The organism is Streptomyces sp. NPDC051020 (assembly GCF_040683105.1).
Classification (GTDB): domain Bacteria; phylum Actinomycetota; class Actinomycetes; order Streptomycetales; family Streptomycetaceae; genus Streptomyces.
The window spans coordinates 30,614-48,965 of the sequence record NZ_JBFBCG010000010.1; the positions used below are offsets into that span (position 1 = coordinate 30,614).

An 18,352-nucleotide genomic window follows, 5' to 3' on the forward strand; every position below is an offset into this window, starting at 1 on the left:
CCGGGGCCCGCGTGCCGGGGCGGGTCCGAAGAACAGCCTGTCCGGCGTTCGAGGACGGAACTCCTGGCCGGTTGGCCCGGACCCGCGTGCCCGGGGCGCTGTCCCCGGGCGGCCCACACCCGAACCCACGCCCCCCTGGGTTATCACTCCCGGCTCACCCGCGCCCCCGGCGCGGCATGGCTTCGCGTGTTCGAGGGAATACCCCTGACAGGTCGACGTCCGGTCAAAACCAGGCGGACGTCGTGTCCAAGTGAGCGGCATGGAGTCCGCTCGCCCGGGAGGCCCTTTGCACACGAAGGACCGTACATACTGTGCGGCTGACGCGGGGGGCCGGCGCTCGGCCCGTGCAAGAGGGTCACAGCCCGGTCCGTCCTCTCCCTTTGGGATGCTCCGCGACGCCGTCGCACCCCAACCTCTTCCGAGGGGGTACGTCCTTCCGTGGTGACCAGCACAAAGCGCCGCATGCCCGACAGGCGCACCTATGTTCTCGACACCAGCGTCCTGCTGGCCGATCCGAACGCCATGGCCCGGTTCGACGAGCACGAAGTTGTGCTTCCGATCGTCGTGGTCACGGAACTGGAGGCCAAACGGCACCATCCAGAGCTCGGTTACTTCGCCCGGCAGGCCCTGCGCCTGCTGGACGACTTCCGGGTCCGGTACGGCCGGCTGGATGCCCCGATTCCGCTCGGGGATCTCGGCGGGACGCTGCGCGTCGAACTCAACCATTCCGACCCCGGCGTACTGCCCGCCGGCTACCGGTTGGGGGACAACGACTCACGGATTCTCGCGGTCGCGCGCAATCTCCAGGCCGAGGGATACGACGTCACGGTCGTCTCCAAGGATCTGCCGCTGCGCATCAAGGCATCCTCGGTCGGCCTCCTCGCGGAGGAGTACCGCGCCGAGCTCGCCGTCACCGACTCCGGCTGGACGGGTATGTCGGAACTGCCCCTCTCCGCCGAACAGGTGGATCTGCTCTTCGGCGAGGAGACGCTCTACGTCCCCGAGGCCGCCGACCTGCCCGTGCACACCGGACTGGTCCTGCAGTCCGAGCGCGGCAAGGCACTCGGCCGGATCACCGCCGAGGGCCATGTGCGCCTCGTCCGCGGCGACCGGGAGGCCTTCGGGATCCATGGCCGCAGCGCCGAGCAGCGCATCGCGCTCGATCTGCTGCTCGACCAGGACGTCGGCATCGTGTCGCTGGGCGGCCGGGCCGGAACAGGCAAGTCGGCGCTGGCGCTCTGCGCCGGCCTGGAGGCCGTCCTGGAGCGGAGGCAGCACCAGAAGGTGATGGTCTTCCGGCCGCTGTACGCGGTCGGCGGCCAGGAGCTCGGCTATCTCCCCGGCACCGAGGCCGAGAAGATGAGCCCGTGGGCGCAGGCCGTCTTCGACACGCTCTCGGCGGTCGCCGGGCGCGAGGTGATCGAGGAGGTGCTGGGGCGCGGGATGCTGGAGGTTCTGCCGCTCACCCACATCCGGGGCCGCTCGCTCCATGACGCGTTCGTGATCGTCGACGAGGCGCAGTCGCTCGAACGGAACGTCCTGCTGACCGTGTTGTCCCGGATTGGGGCAAATTCCCGAGTGGTGCTCACGCATGACGTGGCGCAGCGGGACAACCTCCGGGTCGGCCGGTACGACGGAGTCGTCGCCGTGGTCGAGAAGCTGAAGGGCCATCCGCTCTTCGCGCATGTCACGCTCACCCGTTCCGAGCGCTCGCAGATCGCCGCACTGGTGACCGAAATGCTGGAGGAAGGCCAGATCTGACACGGGATACGACCATTGGTGCCGCCCGGCGAGCCAAGGAGCTTAGCCGGGCGGCATTGTGCTGCGGCACCCTTTTCGTAAAACACGTGGGCCAAACGGGGTGTGAGCTTTCACACGCAACGGAGAATTGCTTCGCGGTGGCCCGTTCCGGCAGAGTCTTGCTTCCGTCAGGCCCCGCATACGGCACACCCGCACCTCCACAGGTGCCACGCACCAGACAACTCAACAATCGCCGTCCGTATGCCGCCCGCGAGCACCACGCGGCACTCCTCCAGGGGAGTCGCCCACCGGGCCCGTGCCTCCCGTGACCCAAGCAGTAGGGAGGCCAGCGCCAGGGGCACGATTGCGTCCGCGAGGTCACCTAAGCGGGCGATGCTGGAAGGACACCGTGTGAGCCGGATCTCGGTCCGGGGGTTCGCCGTGGCATCTGCCACTGCGGTCACCACCGTCGGCGCCGTCGTAGGCGTTGCATCGGGCAGCACTCCTGCTGCCGACGACAACAACTTCGAGGCGACCGCAGCCGACACGACGCTTCTCGCCGACATCCCTGCGGGCCAGCAGGCCCAGGTGCAGACCGCCTCGCTGACGCAGCAGGCGGACGCCCAGGCGTCCGCGGCCGACGCGGCAGCGAAGAAGTCCGCGGAAGAATCGGCCCGCATCCAGGCCGCCAAGGACGCCGAGTCGAAGAAGCAGGCGGCCGAGGACAAGCTGGCGAAGGAGCGGCAGGCCAAGAAGGACGCCGAGCGCGCCAGCCGGTCCGCGGTGCGTTCCGCCTCCGCCTTCGCCACGCAGAGCTCGTACACCGTGGCCGAAGTCCAGGCGATGGCTCGCCAGATGATCCCCGGCGACCAGTACCAGTGCTTCAGCAACATCGTGAACCACGAGTCGACCTGGAACTACCGGGCGACCAACGCGTCCTCCGGTGCGTACGGTCTCGTCCAGGCGCTCCCCGGTTCCAAGATGGCGAGCGCCGGCGCCGACTGGCAGACCAACCCGGCCACCCAGATCAAGTGGGGCCTCAACTACATGGACGGCCGTTACGGCTCCCCGTGCGGTGCCTGGTCCTTCTGGCAGGCCAACCACTGGTACTAGAACCTTCCGAGGTTCCGGTCTCAACCTTACGAAGCCCCTCACCGTCCTACGGTGAGGGGCTTCGCGCGTGTACCGTCGTCCGAACGGCTCCGGGGGGAGTGGTGGGGAGAGAACTCGGGGGTAGAGAAACACTCATGTCGAAACTGCCAGGATGGCTCGGGCGGCTGGGCGCCGAACTGACCGAGCTGGGCGACCGCCTGGAGGAACGCCGCGCCGCGGCGGAGGCCGAGGCCGAGGGGGACGTCGAGGGATACAGGGACGCGCAGGCCGAATTCCCGGTCGCGGTCGTCGCCGCGGTGTCCACCTCCGAAGACCAGTCCACCGCCCCCGGCCGGGTTCCGGCGCCGCCCGCCTACGCACCCGCGGTCGCCGCCCGCCCCGATCCGGTCGCGGCGATCCCCTGGGGGATGCGCGTCGCGGCCGAGGCCGGCTGGCGGCTGCTCGTCCTCGCGGGCACGCTCTGGGTGCTGATGAAGGCCATCAGCGCCATACAGCTGGTGGTGCTGGCGTTCGTCGCCGCGCTGCTCGTCACCGCGATGCTGCAGCCGACCGTCTCCCGGCTGCGGCGGTACGGGCTGCCGCGGGGTCTCGCCACCGCCGTCACCGCGATACTGGGCTTCGTCATCATGGGCCTGGTCGGCTGGTTCGTGGTCTGGCAGGTCATGGACAACCTCGACACTCTCTCCGACAAGGTGCGGGACGGTATCGAGGAGCTGAAGCGATGGCTGCTCGACAGCCCGTTCCATGTCACCGAGCAGCAGATCAACGACGTCGCGAAGAATCTCAGCGACACCATCGGCACCAACACCGAGGAGATAACCTCCGCCGGACTCCAGGGCGTCACCGTGATGGTGGAGCTCCTCACCGGGATGCTGCTGGCGATGTTCTCGACGCTCTTCCTGCTGTACGACGGGAAGCGCATCTGGCACTGGGTGCTGAAGCTGGTGCCCGCGCAGGCGCGGCCGGGTGTCGCAGGCGCCGGGCCACGTGCCTGGCGGACGCTGACCGCCTATGTGCGGGGCACGGTGCTGGTCGCCCTGATCGACGCGATCTTCATCGGGCTCGGCATCTGGTTCCTCGATGTGCCGATGGCGGTGCCGCTCGCCGTCTTCATCTTCCTCTTCGCCTTCATCCCGCTCGTCGGCGCGGTGATCTCCGGAGCGCTCGCGGTGGTCGTCGCGCTGGTCACCGAGGGCGTGTTCACCGCGCTGATGGTGCTGGTCGTGGTGCTGGCCGTGCAGCAGATCGAGGGCCATGTGCTGCAGCCGTTCATCCTCGGCCGCGCGGTACGCGTCCACCCGCTCGCCGTCGTCCTCTCGGTCGCCGCCGGCGGCATGATCGCGGGCATCGGCGGTGCGGTCGTCGCGGTGCCGCTGGTCGCCGTCACCAACACGGTGGTCGGCTATCTGCGGGCGTACGGGCAGGAGCAGGTGCTGCGGTACGCACCGCAGCCGCGCGGCACCTCGGCCGACGGCGTCGCCCCCACCCGGGCGCCGGGACCGCCGCCCAAGGACCACGGCGACGGCGACGCCGAAATGGAAGCGGCACAGCCGGCGACGGAGTAGGGGAAAAGAAGGGCCCCGAGGACGGTCGGTCGTCCTCGGGGCCCTTCTCGTATCAGGGGTGCTGCTGTTACTGCTCGGCGAGCACGGCCTCGGCGTCGAGAGTGACGCCGACCGCCTGGATCACCGAGGCGATCTTGACGGCTTCCTGAATGGTCTCACGGTCCACGCCGGCCTTGCGCAGCACCTGCTCGTGGGAGTCCAGGCACTGGCCGCAGCCGTTGATCGCGGAGACGGCGAGCGACCACAGTTCGAAGTCGACCTTCTCCACGCCCGGCTTGCCGATGACGTTCATCCGCAGACCCGCACGGAGCGTCCCGTACTCGGGGTCCGACAGCAGGTGCCGGGTCCGGTAGAAGACGTTGTTCATCGCCATGATGGCCGCCGCCGACTTCGCCGCGGTGTACGCCTCGGCGGAGAGGTTGGCCTTGGCCTCCGGCTCCAGTTCGCGCAGCACCTTCGGCGAGCGCGAGGCGATCGCGCAGGCGAGGACGGTGCCCCACAGCTGCTGCTGCGGGAGCTCGCTGTTCCCGATGACCGAACCGAGGTTCAGCTTCAGGTCCTTGGCGAAGTCCGGAACAGCGGCCTTCAGTTCGTCGAGTGCCATGTCGGTGTCAGCTCACTCGCCGGCGAGGAGCGCGACCGGGTCCAGGGTGTTCTCGCCCTTGGTCCAGTTGCACGGGCACAGCTCGTCGGTCTGCAGGGCGTCGAGGACCCGGAGGACCTCCTTGGGGTTACGGCCCACGGAACCGGCGGTCACCATCGTGAACTGGATCTCGTTGTTCTGGTCGACGATGAAGACGGCGCGCTGAGCGAAGCCGTCCTCGCCCTCGATGCCGAGGTCACGCATGAGCTCGTGCTTCGAGTCGGCCATCATCGGGAAGGGCAGGTCGGTCAGGTCCGGGTGGTCCTTGCGCCAGGCGTGGTGCACGAACTCGGAGTCACCGGAGAAGCCGAGGATCTGGGCGTCACGGTCGGCGAACTCGTCGTTCAGCTTGCCGAAGGCGGCGATCTCGGTGGGACACACGAAGGTGAAGTCCTTCGGCCACGCGAAGACGATCTTCCACTTGCCCTCGTAGGTCTTGTGGTTGATCTGCTCGAACTCCTTGCCGCTCTCCAGCGAAACACAAGCAGTCAGGTCGAACTCGGGGAACTTGTCACCGACAGTGAGCACGCGCTCTCCTTGCAGCGTAGGAATTCCCAGGTGCGGGAGTTCCTGAGGGTTGGACGGTGTCCACCATGACACAGAGGGCATTGATCGCGGAAATAGCTACAATTGGTTGTGATGATCGGAGGTGCCTATCAGTGGCGCAGAGTAACCAGGGCAATCGCCCCAAACAGCCCAGCCTCTCGCAGCTGCGCGCCTTCGCGGCCGTGGCCGAACATCTGCACTTCAGGGATGCGGCGGCAGCGATCGGGATGAGTCAGCCCGCGCTCTCCGGATCCGTGTCCGCGCTGGAGGAGACGCTCGGTGTCCAGCTCATCGAGCGTACGACGCGCAAGGTGCTGCTCTCGCCCGCCGGGGAACGGCTCGCGGTGCGGGCCCGGGTGGTGCTGGAGGCCGTGGGCGAGCTGATGGAGGAGGCCGAGGCGGTCCGGGCGCCGTTCACCGGAGTGCTCAGACTCGGTGTGATCCCGACCGTCGCCCCGTATCTGCTGCCGGCCGTGCTGCGACTGGTCCACGACCGCTACCCGGAGCTCGACCTCCAGGTGCACGAGGAACAGACCTCGTCGCTGCTGGAGGGGCTGGCGGCCGGACGGCTTGACCTGCTGCTGCTCGCCGTACCTCTCGGGGTGCCGCAGGTGACCGAACTCCCGCTTTTCGACGAGGACTTCGTGCTGGTCATGGAGCGCACCCACTGGCTGGGCGGGCGCATCGACATTCCGCGCGAGGCGCTGCGCGAACTGCCGTTGCTGCTGCTCGACGAGGGGCACTGCCTGCGCGACCAGGCCCTCGACATCTGCCGGGAGGCGGGCCGTACGGAGGGGGCGCCGGTCACCACGACCGCCGCCGGGCTCTCCACGCTGGTGCAGCTGGTCGCGGGCGGACTCGGGGTGACACTGCTGCCGCGTACCGCCGTGACCGTCGAGACCGCCCGCAACGACGCGCTGACCACTGGGTACTTCGCGGAGCCCGCGCCGTCGCGGCGGGTGGCGCTGGGCATGCGGACAGGGGCGGCCCGACAGGGCGAGTTCGAGGAGTTCGCCGCCGCGTTGCGTGAGGCGATGCGGGTGCTGCCCGTACGGGTGACGGCCTAGGAAGGGGTGCGATCCCCGGGGGCCGCACCCCTTGCGGCTACCGCGCCATCACTCCGTGCGCAGGCCGTCCGGCCGCATCAGGCGCCACAGCGATGGCAGTGAGACCAGAGTCACCAGCAGGATCAGTGCCGCTCCCGCGCCGGTCATCGGGAGGAACAACCACCAGTCGGTCACCTTCTTGGCGACCATCCAGATCATCACCGCACCCAGGCCGAGACCGCCCGCGACGGCCACCACCAGACCGATGACCACGGGCACGGCGGTCTGCCAGAGCACCGACCAGCCGAGCGTGCTCCGCTGGGTACCGAAGGCGACGAGGACCGAGAGCAGCCGCTTGCGCTCGCGCAGCTGCTCCAGCTGCGAGACCAGCATCGCGGCGGCGATCAGCAGCAGGGTCGCGGTCGCGCCGGCCTGGAGACCGGTCTGCACGCTGGCGTACCGCTGGTCGCGGGACTGTAAAACGTTCGTTGACAGACCCGAACGGAGTTGAGAGCTTGGGGAAGGACGGCACCGCCCCCGCACGACCGGAGTGATCGTGCGGGGCATCGGACCGTCCAGGCCGAACCAGGTGACCGGGGACGTGAGGGAACCCGCCCACCCGCAACGGACCGGCCCCCTGGACGGCCGTCGCCGAGCGGGACGCGAAAGCGGGAACCCAGCGCATCCAACACCGTTCGGGATGCGCCCAGTACGCAGCAGTGGGTCCAGGACTCACTTATGCACACTGGTTAGGAACGGTCACGGGTTCACTGCCTTCGCGAGCTGGCCGAGTCGCGCGGCGGTCAGTTCCAGCCAGCGGAGGTCGGCTTCGAGGTGGAACAGCGCGTGGTCGCAGATCAGCTGGTCGGCCAGGTCGCCCTTGCGCTTGCGGTCGGTGAGGATACGCATCAGGCGCAGATGCTCGGAGCGCTGGGCGTCCAGCAGATCGGCGGCGCTGCGGCCGGTGAGCAGGGCCAGGACGACCTTGGTGTAGAGCGTCGACTGGAGATACGGCTCCGGCTTCTCGGGCTGGGCGAGCCAGGCCGAGACATCGCTGATCCCGGCCTCGGTGATGGCGTACCGCTTGCGCTCGGGGCCGCCGCCGCTCTCGATGCCGTCGACCTCGACGAGACCGTTCTTGAGGAGCCGGGACATGGTCGAGTAGACCTGCCCGTAGTGCAGGGGGCGGTCGTGGCCGAACTTCTCGTCGAACGTGCGCTTGAGGTCGTAGCCGTGGCGGGGGCCGGACTCCAGGAGTCCCAGCAGGGTGTGGCCGATAGACATGTTCACCACTCTACGCGCTGTGTATACATAGGGTGTATACCCGAAGCGGGTCGCGTGCGAAACGGTGTGGTTGGTCATGGAATCCCCCCGTTTATTCCTTCGGGGAGTGCTAGCAAACTGCTATCGGATCAGCTGTTCTCGCAACCATGCGCACCTCTCGTGAGTCGGTTCCCTAAGGAGCGGGTGCTGATTGTCACGTCCGCAAAGGGCCGGATCTCTTGCTTTTTGTCCCCATCGACAGTGTTAGCTGGCTGGGCCGAGGGGGATCCGGGCGAGCAGAGAAACAGGGAGCAAGACAGCGATGGGTCGAGCGGATGCGCGACGAGCCCAGCAGCGCGGTGCGCGAGGGGCTACGAAGAGCGGCGGCATACGCAGACTCTTCACGTGGAAGAAACTGCTGGGCGCTTTCTTCGGGTTCTGCCTGCTCGGCATGGGCGCGTTTCTCGTGCTCTACATGATCGTGGACATACCCGAGGGCAACGCCCAGGCCAAGCTCCAGAGCAACGTCTACAAGTACTCCGACGGCTCCGTGCTGGCCCGCACCGGCAAGGTCAACCGGGAGATCGTGGGGCTGTCCGAGGTCCCCAAGGACGTGCAGCGGACCTTCGTCGCCGCCGAGAACAAGTCCTTCTACACGGACCAGGGCGTCGACTTCAAGGGCACCGCGCGCGGTCTGATCAACACGCTGTCCGGCAAGGGCAAGCAGGGTGGTTCGACCATCACCCAGCAGTACGTCAAGAACTACTACCTGGACCAGGACCAGACGATCACCCGCAAGCTCAAGGAGCTGGTGATCTCCCTCAAGGTCGACCAGAAGAAGAGCAAGAACGACATCCTCGCCGGGTACATCAACACCAGCTACTACGGCCGCGGCGCCTACGGCATCCAGGCTGCCGCGCAGGCCTACTACGGCAAGGACGCCCGGGACCTGGACGTCGCGGAGGGCGCGTACCTGGCTGCTCTGCTGCAGGCGCCGAGCCAGTACGACTGGGCCGTCGCCACGCCCACCGGCAAGCGACTGGTCAAGGAACGCTGGAACTACGTACTGAACAACATGGTCGGGGAGCACTGGCTGGACGCCGGTAAGCGCCAGGGGCTGGAATTCCCGGTGCCGCAGGACCCCAAGCCCGCGGACGGTCTCACCGGCCAGAAGGGCTACATCGTCAACGCGGCGCGGGCCGTGGTGCAGAAGCAGGAGCACCTCACCGACGAGCAGTTCGACGCGGGCGGCTGGACCATCACGGTCAACATCGACAAGAAGAAGCAGAAGCAGCTGGAGCAGTCGGTCAAGGACGGGCTGACCAGCAAGCTCGACACGAAGGGCCGCAGCGTCGACAAGGACGTGCAGGCCGGCGCGGTCTCGGTGGATCCGAAGACCGGCGCGGTCGTCGCCCTGTACGGCGGCACCGGGCTGACCGAGCACTGGACGTCGAACGCCACCCGGCGCGACTACCAGCCCGCCTCCACCTTCAAGCCGATCATCCTCGCCGCGGCGCTCGACCAGGAGGCCAAGACGCAGGACGGGCAGCCGATCACCGCCAACACCCGGTACGACGGCAACAGCCGGCGCCCGGTCCAGGGCAGTGACATCGCCTTCGCGCCGCCCAACGAGGACAACCAGAACTACGGCCCGGTCACCGTCCAGACGGCGATGAACAAGTCCATCAACTCCGTCTTCGCGCAGATGGGCGTCGACGTCCACATGGACAAGGTGATGGAGACCGCGGGCAAGCTCGGCATGAACGTCGAGGGCCTGCCGGTCGTGCCGGCTCAGACCCTCGGCTCGATGGGCGCGAGCCCCATGGAGATGGCCGGGATCTACGCGACGCTCGACAACCACGGCAAGAAGGTCACCCCGTCGATCGTGAAGTCCGCCTCCCGGCAGGGCGGCGCCCCGATCGCGCTGCCCGACCCGATCGGCGAGCAGGTGATCAGCCGCCAGGCCGCGGACTCGGTGACCTCGGTGCTGACCGGCGTGGTCGACGACGGCACGGCCCGGGCCTCGGTGCGCGACGCCCCCGGCCGCGGCGGCCAGCAGGTGGCCGGCAAGACGGGTACCTCGGACGACAACAAGTCGGCCTGGTTCACCGGCTACACCCCGGAGCTCGTCACATCGGTCGGTCTCTTCGGTGAGGCCGCCGAGTCCCACAAGGGGGCCGACGGCAAGCAGGTCCAGAAGGGTTCGCAGGTCACCCTGAAGGGCGCCGCAGGCGGCGGCCGCGTCAACGGCGGTGGTTTCCCGGCCGCGATCTGGGCGGACTACACGTTCCAGGTGATGGGCGGGACCAGCACCTTCGATCTCGACACGAACATGGGTGCGGCCGTGGCACCGCCGCCGTCCTCGACCTCGCCGAGCCCGAGCGAGAAGCCGTCGGAGTCGGCCAGCCCGTCGGCCGACCCGTCCAGCCAGGCACCGTCCTCCGAGCCGACGACGGACAGCCCGCCCCCGTCGCCGCCGACCGACCCGACGACGCCCTCGGGCGACACGTCGAGCGGGCCGCCGACCGTCCCGGACCCGACGGACAGCGCCCAAGTCCCGCTGAAACCGGCGGACGGCAGGCAGAACAATCGCTCGCAGGGCTGACGCGGCTCACGCACAGCTCACGCGGCCGATACGGCGAAGGGTGCCACGGATACGCTCCGTGGCACCCTTCGCCGTGTGACCGGCGTGCGCGGTCAGTCGCCGTTGACCTCCTTGGCGACCCGGTCGCCGAGGTCCTTGTCCACGTTGCGCCAGTACTGTAGCGACCGTTCCAGGACCGGGCGGCTCACACCGTCCAGGAGATGGCCGGAAATGTTCGACACGAGCCGCTCGCGCGCCGCGTCGTCGAGCACCTTGCGGACCATGGTGCCCGCCTGGCCCCAGTCGTCGTCCTCGCGGTGCAGCTTGTACGCCTCGTGGACCATCTCGCCCGCCGTGGCCCAGCCCGCCGGGTCGCCGAAGCGTTCGGTGTCCGCGGCCGGTCCGCCGTACGAGTTCGGTGCGTAGACCGCTCCCGTGCGCGTCGGCTCGTACCGCATCGGGCCGTCCTTCGCGTACGAGTTCCGGCCGAAGCGCGGCCGGTTCGGAGGCAGCTGCGCGTAGTTCGGGCCGATCCGGTACCGGTGGGTGTCGGGGTACGAGAAGAGCCGGCCGAGCAGCATCTTGTCGGGCGACGGGCCGATGCCGGGCACCAGGTTCGACGGCTCGAAGGACGCCTGCTCGATGTGGACGAAGAAGTCCTCGGGGTTCTCGTTCAGCGTCATCCGGCCGACCTCGATCAGCGGGTAGTCGCCGTGCGGCCACACCTTGGTCAGGTCGAACGGGTTGAACCGGTAGTCCGGTGCGTCGTCGAACGGCATCACCTGGACGTACAGCGTCCAGCTCGGGTGATCGCCGCGCTTGATCGACTCGAACAGGTCGCGGCGGTGGACGTCGCCGTCGATACCGGCGATCTCGTCGGCATCGGCCTGGGTGTAGAAGTCGATGCCCTGGTCGGTCTTGAAGTGGTACTTGATCCAGAATCGCTCTCCACCCGCGTTCACCCACATGTAGGCGTGCGAGCTGTAACCGTTCATGTTGCGGTACGTCTTCGGGATGCCCCGGTCGCCCATCAGCCACGTCACCATGTGCGCGGACTCCGGGGAGAGGGTCCAGAAGTCCCACTGCATGTCGTGGTCGCGCATCCCGCTCTCCGGGCGGCGCTTCTGCGAGCGGATGAAGTCCTGGAACTTCATCGGGTCCCGGACGAAGAAGATCGGCGTGTTGTTGCCGACCATGTCGTAGTTGCCCTGCTCGGTGTAGAACTTCAGCGCGAAGCCCCGGGGGTCGCGCCAGGTGTCGGGGGAGCCCTGTTCGCCGGCGACCGTGGAGAACCGGGCGAGCATGGCGGTCTGCTTGCCAGGTTGGAAGAGGTCCGCCTTGGTGAACTGACTGACGTCGTTGGTCACGACGAAGGTGCCGTAGGCCCCGGAGCCCTTGGCGTGTACCACCCGTTCGGGGACCCGTTCGCGGTTGAACTGGGCCATCTTCTCAATGAGGTAGTGGTCCTGGAGCAGGATCGGCCCGTCGGATCCGACAGTGAGCGAATGTTCGTCGCTCTCCACCGGGATACCGGCGTTGTTCGTGGTGTAAGGAGTGTTCTTGGTTTCCTCGGACACGAGCGTCCTCCCGTCGGTGCGGGGTGTCGGTCAATTCGTCCAGGCGGCGCCCGGTCACGACTGAAGTCAACTCCGACGACGGGAGGATGGCAACATGTGGAGATTGCCCCAACTTGTCCAAATGTGACGGGGCGCTGTTACTGGCTCCGGGTCGGCATCTCGAACCAGACGACCTTGCCGGTCGACAGCCGGGTCGCCCCCCACCGCCTGGCCAGCCGGTTCACCAGGAACAGTCCGCGGCCGCCTTCGTCCATGTCGCGTGCCCGGCGCTGCCGGGGCAGCTGCGGGGCGTCGTCACCGACCTCGCAGCGCAGGATGTCGGTCCGCAGCAGCCGCAGCGTGACCGGCCGCTCCGCGTACCGCACGGCATTGGTGACCACCTCGCTGACCAGCAGCTCCACCGAGTCCGAGAGGTCGTCCAGCCCCCACCGGCTGAGCGCCCTGCGGGCCAGCCGGCGGGCCCGTCCGGGGGCGGAGTCCTCCGGTTCCAGGAACCAGTACGCGACATCGCTCGGCGCGATCCCGTCGAAGCGGGCGGCGAGCAGCGCGATGTCGTCGTCCCGGTCGCCGGGGCCGAGCATGTCGAGCACGTCGTCGCAGAGCGCCTCCAGCGGTGGCGAATGGTCCGGTCCGGTGAGCCGGGCGGTGGCGGCGAGCCGCTCGCGCAGCTGCTCGATCCCGGTCCAGACGTCCCGCAGCCGGGACTCCACCAGACCGTCGGTGTACAGCAGCAGCGTGGCGCCCGAGGGGGCGTCCAGCTCGACCGCCTCGAAGTCGACCCCGCCGACGCCGATCGGGGCACCGGGCGGCACCCGAAGCACCTCGGCGCGGCCGCCCAGGTGAAGCAGGACGGGCGGCGGGTGCCCGGCGTTGGCGATGGTGATCCGGTGCGCGACCGGGTCGTAGACCGCGTACAGGCAGGTCGCCATGCGGTCGCTGCCGAGCCGCTGCGCCTGCTCGTCGAGGTGGTGCAGGACCTCCTGCGGCGGCAGGTCGAGCCCGGCGAGGGTCTGCGCGGTGGTTCGCAGCTGCCCCATGATCGCCGCGGAGGTCATGGAGTGGCCCATGACGTCGCCGACGACCAGGGCGACCCGGCTGCCGGGCAGCGGGATCGCGTCGTACCAGTCGCCGCCGACCCGGGCGGTCTCGGCGGCCGGGAGGTAGCGGGAGGCGAGCCGGACACCGGTGGGCTGCGGAAGCGAGTCGGGCAGCATGGTGCGCTGCAGCTCGTCGGCGATGTACGCCTCGCGCCCGTACAGCACGGCCTTGTCGATGCCGAGCGCGGTGTGCGTCGCCAGCTGTGCGGCGACCAGCAGATCGTTGGCCTCGAAGGGGGGCCGCTCGGTCCCGCGCAGAAAGACGGCAGCACCGATCACCCTCCGGCGGCCGCGCAGCGGGGCGAGGATCGCCCGGTGGCCGGAGGGTACGGTGCGCCCGGCGCCGAGCAGCTCGGGCAGGGCGACGCGGGCCGTCGCGGAGTCACCGAAGACAGGCCGTACGCCGCGCAGCACCTCGGCGAGCGCGCCGCCCGCCCGGACCTCGCAGAGCTCGGCCGCGGGCATCAGATCGGCGTGCGGGTCGAGGGCGGGCAGGCGCAGCCGCTCACTCTCCGCGGAGGGAGAGACATCGGAGTCGTCGTCGCTTAAACGCAGCCGGTCGGAGCGGCGCAGCCGCAGCACGAACGGGGTGACGGGGCGCTCGTCGCCGACCGGGAGCGGGTCGCGGAGGTAGACGAGTATGGCGTCGGAGAACGTCGGCACGCTGGCCCGGCACAGCCCCAGGACGATCTCGTCCAGGTCTATGCCGCGGGCGATCCGGCGGGTCGCGGCGCCCACGAAGCGCAGCCGGTCGCCCTCGCGGCGGGACACCGCCTGCGGGTCCGGTCCGGCCGCGGCGGCGCTCGGCGCGGTCGCCGGGTTCGGTGCGCCGGCGGGGCCGGGAATCGCCGGGGGATTCGAGCCGGAGCCGGGCTCCGGGGCCGGCACCGGGATCGCTGCAGTGGCAGCCGCGGCATCCTGCTGCCGCGGCCGGGCGCGTTCCTGCGACCGGGCGGCGAGAGGCTGCCGGCCTTCGTGGGAGGTGGGGTGCTCCGTCACGCGTGGGGTTCCGTCCGTCCGGGCCGGTTGTATGAGGCAATCACCTTGTGGGGCGCCACTGTGCCCCGGCAGGAGCGGCGATGACAACGGCTGTCACCGCGTGCCCCGCTCGGCGGGGCCGAAACCGTATGCCTGCGAGGTGTACAGGTGACAACGTTTCCGGCGTGTGGGCGGCAGACAGCGTGCACGTCTCCACCCCCTCGTCGTGGTCCATGCGGTTCTTGCGGCTCATGCAACTGATGCGGCTCATGAAGATCGTGCAACTCGTGCGATGACTTGCGGTCAGGGCCTGCGCCGCGCCGACCGGTTGATGCGGAGCAGCCCTCCGGAGGACGATCCTACGTTTGCCCCCCTGGGGTGCATCAAGGGTCTCACGACGGCATATGCGAGGGCGTACGGTCCCAGTCATCCGGCAGCACGGGTACCCGCCACCGCGGATCGGGCCGCCAGTTCTCCCAGCCGTCCCGGAACGGCGCCCCCCACGCGTCGATCACGCGGACGGCCGCTCGGCCCGCCTCCCGTACCCGCCGCGCGGTGTCCCGGTCCATCAGCCCGACCCGCTGCGCCTGCGCGAACTCGTCCTCGTCCAGCCAGCGCCAGCTGCGGTCGGGGTTGACGGCGATGTCCAGGAAGTGATCCTCGGAGTCGATGCCGCCCGCCCAGCGGGTGCGCGGTTCCTCCAGGTTCACGTACCAGTTGCGAAAGCTCCAGCCGCGGTCCCAGAACAGCCAGACCGACCACGGCTCGCCGGGCCGGGCGAGCTTGAGCACGCCCGTGCCGGACCAGGCCGAACGGGCGGTGGTACGGGGCGCGGTGTACCGGGTGACGAGCGGCTCGGCGTGCACACTGGCGCCGTTGGCGAGGACCGGCTTCACGCATTCGGTGCCGGGCGCCATCCACACGGCGAGCAGCTCGGCGTTGTCCTGGACCACGGTGACGGGTCGGCAGATGTGGACCGGGCTGTGGGCGCGGCCGGGCGACCGCGGACCGTTGCCGCGGTAGCGCCACAGAATCTGATCACCCGGTGCCCAGTACGTGGTCTCTCCGGGCTCGGCCTCTCCGGTACCTGTCATGGAGGGATCTTAGGGATGCGCGCGCCCGGCCGCTGCGATCCATGTCACGGGCGGGTCATACGCAACACGTCGAGTGCCTCGTCGAGCTGTTCCACCGTGAGATCGCCGCGCTCCACATACCCCGAGTCCAGCACCACTTCGCGGATCGTCCGCCGCTCGGCGAGCGCCTTCTTGGCGACCTTCGCCGCCTCTTCGTAACCGATGTACTTGTTCAGCGGTGTGACGACGGACGGCGAGGACTCCGCGTACTCCCTGGCCCGCTCCACGTTCGCGGTGATGCCGTCGACGGTGCGGTCCGCCAGCAGCCGGGAGACGTTGGACAGCAGCCGGACGGACTCCAGCAGATTCTTCGCGATGACCGGAAGCATGACATTGAGTTCGAAATTGCCCGCAGCGCCCGCGACGGCGACCGTCGCGTCGTTCCCCATCACCTGGGCCGCCACCATCAGCACGGCCTCAGGAATGACCGGATTCACCTTCCCCGGCATGATCGACGAGCCCGGCTGGAGGTCGGGAAGGCTGATCTCGGCCAATCCGGTGCGCGGCCCGGAGGCCATCCAGCGCAGATCGTTGGAGATCTTGGTGAGCGAGACGGCGATCGTACGGAGCTGGCCGGACGTCTCGACGAGCCCGTCCCTTGCGCCCTGCGCCTCGAAGTGGTCGCGGGCCTCGGTGAACGGCAGTCCGGTGACACGGGCGACCTCGGCGATGACGGCGGCGGAGAAGCCGGGCGGGGTGTTGATGCCGGTACCGACGGCCGTGCCGCCCAGCGGCAGCTCGGCGAGGCGCGGCAGTGATGCGTACAGCCGCTCGATGCCGTACCGGATCTGCGCCGCGTAGCCGCCGAACTCCTGGCCCAGCGTCACCGGCGTGGCGTCCATCAGATGGGTACGTCCCGACTTCACGACCGCCGCGAACTCGACGGACTTGCGCTCCAGGGCGGCCGCCAGATGATCCAGCGCCGGGATCAGCTCGCCGGTGACGGCCGCGGTCGCGGCGATGTGGATGGAGGACGGGAAGACGTCGTTGGACGACTGCGAGGCGTTGACGTGGTCGTTGGGGTGGACGTCACGGCCGAGGCGTTCGGTGGCGAGGGTGGCCACGACCTCATTGGTGTTCATGTTGGAGGACGTGCCGGACCCGGTCTGGAAGACATCGATGGGGAAGTGCGCGTCCCAGCGGCCCTCGGCGACCTCGGCGGCCGCGTCCTGGATCGCGGCGGCGATGTCCGGGGCGAGCACCTTCAGCTCGGCGTTGACCTTCGCCGCGGCCGCCTTGATCCGGGCCAGGGCCTCGATATGGGCCCGCTCCAGGCGCTGGCCGGAGATCGGGAAGTTCTGCACGGCGCGCTGCGTCTGAGCCCGCCACCGGGCATCCGCGGGCACCTTCACCTCGCCCATCGAGTCGTGCTCGATGCGGTAGTTCTCGCCGGCTGTGCCGCTGTTCGCCGGGACCTGTACGTCGTCCATGGGGTTCAACCTCCTGAAAAAGTTGAGCACTTGTCTTGTTCTGTGTATTCCCAAGTCGCCTACCGACCAGTAAATACCGGGGGTAACCACAACCAGGGGAGGCGCAATGAGGCGCACCAGGCACAGACTTCGCTGTACGGTCGCGGCTGCCGCGGCCATGGCGGCGGCGTTCGGCGGCATGGCCGCTGCCGCCGGACCGGCAGGCGCGGCAGACCGGTCCGGTACCACCAGTACCGCATCGACCCCCCTCTCACCCGAGCTGGAGGCCATCCGCGCCGCCGAAGCCACCCAGCTGTACGGGAGCCCGGCCGAGCGCCCGCTCGCCGACCGCAAGACCGGGCTGATCTCGCTCGGCGACAGCGAGATCTCGGGCGAGGGCGTCGGGACGTACGAGGCGGGGACGAACGGTCCCGACAACTGGTGCCACCGCTCACCCGACTCCGCGATCCACCGGACCGGGATCCCGGCCGACGTCACGTACAACGTCTCCTGCTCCGGCGCGTACACCGGCAACATCGTCATCGGCGGCTCGAAGCAGTACGCCGACGAGCTCGTGCAGAGCGACAACCTCGCCATCAAGGCGCGCAACACCCGCATCAAGATGATCGTGCTCGTGGCCGGCGCCAACGACGACCTCCAGTTCGGCCCGGTCATGACGGACTGCGTCGAGCGCTGGGTCCTCCTCCAGGGCACCTGCCAGCCGAAGTACGAGGGCGGCTGGCAGGCCCGTGTCGACGGACTCGTCCCCAAGGTCGAGAAGACCGTCCGTGACCTGAAGACCGTCATGTCCGACGCCGGCTACACGAGCAGCGACTACAAGCTCGTGGTCATGGGCTATCCGAGCCCGATCGGCCCGGACTTCTACGACAACCCGAACTTCCCCGGCAAGCTTCCCGGCGGCTGCGCCGGATACGACTCCGACGCCGCCTGGGGCCGGAACGCCGCCGTCCCCGCCTTCGAGCGCGGGATGCGGCAGGCCGCCGCCGACACCGGCGCCGTCTACCTCGACAACTCCCGTCTCTTCCACGGCCACGAGGTCTGCAGCGAGTCCACCTGGGCCCGCGGTCTCTACATCGACCTCGCGCACTTCCCGCCGGACTCCAACTCCGTCCGGCAGTCCTTCCACCCCAACGCGCGCGGGCACGCGGCCTTCGCATCGTGCCTGACCCAGATCTACAACTCCGGTCTGCGCGAGGCGAGCTGCGCCGACCCGGCCGGCACCGGAAAGCCGGTCCTGGAGCCGGCCGCCTGGGACTCGCTCTTCAAGCCCCTCAAGAACGAGGCCACCGGCACCTGTGTGGACGTCCCCGCCTCGGTGACCCGTAACAACACCCCGATCGGCGGCTGGGACTGCCACGGCGGCCGCAACCAGGGCTGGTGGTACGACACCGCCGACCAGAGCATCCACACGGAGCTGAGCCACGACCGGTGCCTCGATGTGCCGGGCGCCGACTACAGGGCGGGCGCCACGGTCATCGTGTGGAACTGCTCGGGCGCGGCCAACCAGAAGTTCGTCAGGCAGTCGGGCACCGTGCGCCCGGCGGCGTCGACCGGCCTGTGTCTGACGCTGGCGGCGGCCAAGGACCCGCTGAAGCTGCAGGCGTGCGACGGGACGGCGAAGCAGCGCTTCGCGTAAC

General features: G+C 69.1%; 13 protein-coding genes and 1 pseudogene. 6 read left to right on the plus strand and 8 right to left on the minus strand.

Annotation, left to right across the window (positions count from 1 at the left end; all coding sequences use genetic code 11):
* Positions 1-438: 438 nt before the first annotated feature.
* From AB0N06_RS07965 to AB0N06_RS07975, 3 genes are all read left to right on the plus strand, one after another.
* The gene (locus AB0N06_RS07965; RefSeq protein WP_366133836.1) at positions 439-1,761 is read left to right on the plus strand and encodes a PhoH family protein; all 1,323 of its coding nucleotides are present in this window, start codon (positions 439-441) and stop codon (positions 1,759-1,761) included.
* A 390-nt stretch (positions 1,762-2,151) separates the two neighbouring features.
* Entirely contained in the window at positions 2,152-2,853 is a 702-nt protein-coding gene (locus tag AB0N06_RS07970) for a lytic transglycosylase domain-containing protein (RefSeq protein WP_366133837.1), read from the plus strand.
* Between the two features lie 134 nt (positions 2,854-2,987).
* Positions 2,988-4,418: an AI-2E family transporter gene (locus AB0N06_RS07975; protein WP_366133838.1), complete on the plus strand. Its 1,431-nt coding sequence runs from the start codon at positions 2,988-2,990 to the stop codon at positions 4,416-4,418.
* Positions 4,419-4,485: 67 nt separating this feature from the next.
* On the opposite strand, the gene AB0N06_RS07980 is transcribed toward AB0N06_RS07975, so the two are convergent.
* A complete protein-coding gene (locus AB0N06_RS07980; RefSeq protein WP_355777806.1) occupies positions 4,486-5,022 on the minus strand; it encodes an alkyl hydroperoxide reductase in 537 nt (178 codons plus the stop codon).
* 12 nt (positions 5,023-5,034) lie between these two features.
* Entirely contained in the window at positions 5,035-5,589 is a 555-nt protein-coding gene (locus AB0N06_RS07985; RefSeq protein ID WP_189542777.1) for a peroxiredoxin, read from the minus strand.
* A gap of 131 nt (positions 5,590-5,720) precedes the next feature.
* Between AB0N06_RS07985 and AB0N06_RS07990 the strand changes: the two genes are divergently transcribed.
* Positions 5,721-6,674, plus strand: coding sequence for a hydrogen peroxide-inducible genes activator (locus AB0N06_RS07990; protein ID WP_366133839.1), 954 nt, complete (start codon positions 5,721-5,723; stop codon positions 6,672-6,674).
* A gap of 48 nt (positions 6,675-6,722) precedes the next feature.
* Here AB0N06_RS07990 and AB0N06_RS07995 read toward each other — a convergent pair.
* Positions 6,723-7,124, minus strand: a pseudogene (locus AB0N06_RS07995) (FtsX-like permease family protein); the annotation flags it as partial.
* 288 nt (positions 7,125-7,412) lie between these two features.
* Positions 7,413-7,937 (minus strand): PadR family transcriptional regulator, encoded by a 525-nt coding sequence (locus tag AB0N06_RS08000; protein ID WP_366133840.1) that lies wholly within the window; start codon positions 7,935-7,937, stop codon positions 7,413-7,415.
* A 301-nt stretch (positions 7,938-8,238) separates the two neighbouring features.
* Here AB0N06_RS08000 and AB0N06_RS08005 point away from each other — a divergent pair, with 301 nt between their 5' ends.
* Positions 8,239-10,521 carry a transglycosylase domain-containing protein gene (locus AB0N06_RS08005; RefSeq protein WP_366133841.1) on the plus strand — a complete coding sequence of 761 codons (2,283 nt, stop codon included), beginning with the start codon at positions 8,239-8,241 and terminating at the stop codon, positions 10,519-10,521.
* Between the two features lie 92 nt (positions 10,522-10,613).
* On the opposite strand, the gene AB0N06_RS08010 is transcribed toward AB0N06_RS08005, so the two are convergent.
* The 4 genes from AB0N06_RS08010 to AB0N06_RS08025 form a co-directional block, all read right to left on the minus strand.
* Positions 10,614-12,077 carry a catalase gene (locus tag AB0N06_RS08010; RefSeq protein WP_366133842.1) on the minus strand — a complete coding sequence of 488 codons (1,464 nt, stop codon included), beginning with the start codon at positions 12,075-12,077 and terminating at the stop codon, positions 10,614-10,616.
* 137 nt (positions 12,078-12,214) lie between these two features.
* On the minus strand, positions 12,215-14,173 hold the full coding sequence (locus AB0N06_RS08015) for a SpoIIE family protein phosphatase (protein ID WP_366133843.1): 1,959 nt from the start codon (positions 14,171-14,173) through the stop codon (positions 12,215-12,217).
* Positions 14,174-14,544: 371 nt separating this feature from the next.
* Positions 14,545-15,246: a DUF402 domain-containing protein gene (locus AB0N06_RS08020; RefSeq protein ID WP_366133844.1), complete on the minus strand. Its 702-nt coding sequence runs from the start codon at positions 15,244-15,246 to the stop codon at positions 14,545-14,547.
* A gap of 44 nt (positions 15,247-15,290) precedes the next feature.
* A complete protein-coding gene (locus AB0N06_RS08025) occupies positions 15,291-16,715 on the minus strand; it encodes a class II fumarate hydratase (RefSeq protein ID WP_366133845.1) in 1,425 nt (474 codons plus the stop codon).
* Positions 16,716-16,821: 106 nt separating this feature from the next.
* Between AB0N06_RS08025 and AB0N06_RS08030 the strand changes: the two genes are divergently transcribed.
* On the plus strand, positions 16,822-18,351 hold the full coding sequence (locus AB0N06_RS08030) for a ricin-type beta-trefoil lectin domain protein (RefSeq protein WP_366133846.1): 1,530 nt from the start codon (positions 16,822-16,824) through the stop codon (positions 18,349-18,351).
* The last annotated feature ends 1 nt before the right edge of the window (position 18,352 follow it).

Coding starts and splice junctions, on each gene's coding strand:
- AB0N06_RS07980 (WP_355777806.1), bottom strand. CDS start 5,022: ATGGCACTCGACGAACTGAAGGCCGCTGTTCCGGACTTCGCCAAGGAC.
- AB0N06_RS08020 (WP_366133844.1), bottom strand. CDS start 15,246: ATGACAGGTACCGGAGAGGCCGAGCCCGGAGAGACCACGTACTGGGCA.
- AB0N06_RS08005 (WP_366133841.1), top strand. CDS start 8,239: ATGGGTCGAGCGGATGCGCGACGAGCCCAGCAGCGCGGTGCGCGAGGG.
- AB0N06_RS08030 (WP_366133846.1), top strand. CDS start 16,822: ATGAGGCGCACCAGGCACAGACTTCGCTGTACGGTCGCGGCTGCCGCG.
- AB0N06_RS07975 (WP_366133838.1), top strand. CDS start 2,988: ATGTCGAAACTGCCAGGATGGCTCGGGCGGCTGGGCGCCGAACTGACC.
- AB0N06_RS08000 (WP_366133840.1), bottom strand. CDS start 7,937: ATGTCTATCGGCCACACCCTGCTGGGACTCCTGGAGTCCGGCCCCCGC.
- AB0N06_RS08025 (WP_366133845.1), bottom strand. CDS start 16,715: ATGGACGACGTACAGGTCCCGGCGAACAGCGGCACAGCCGGCGAGAAC.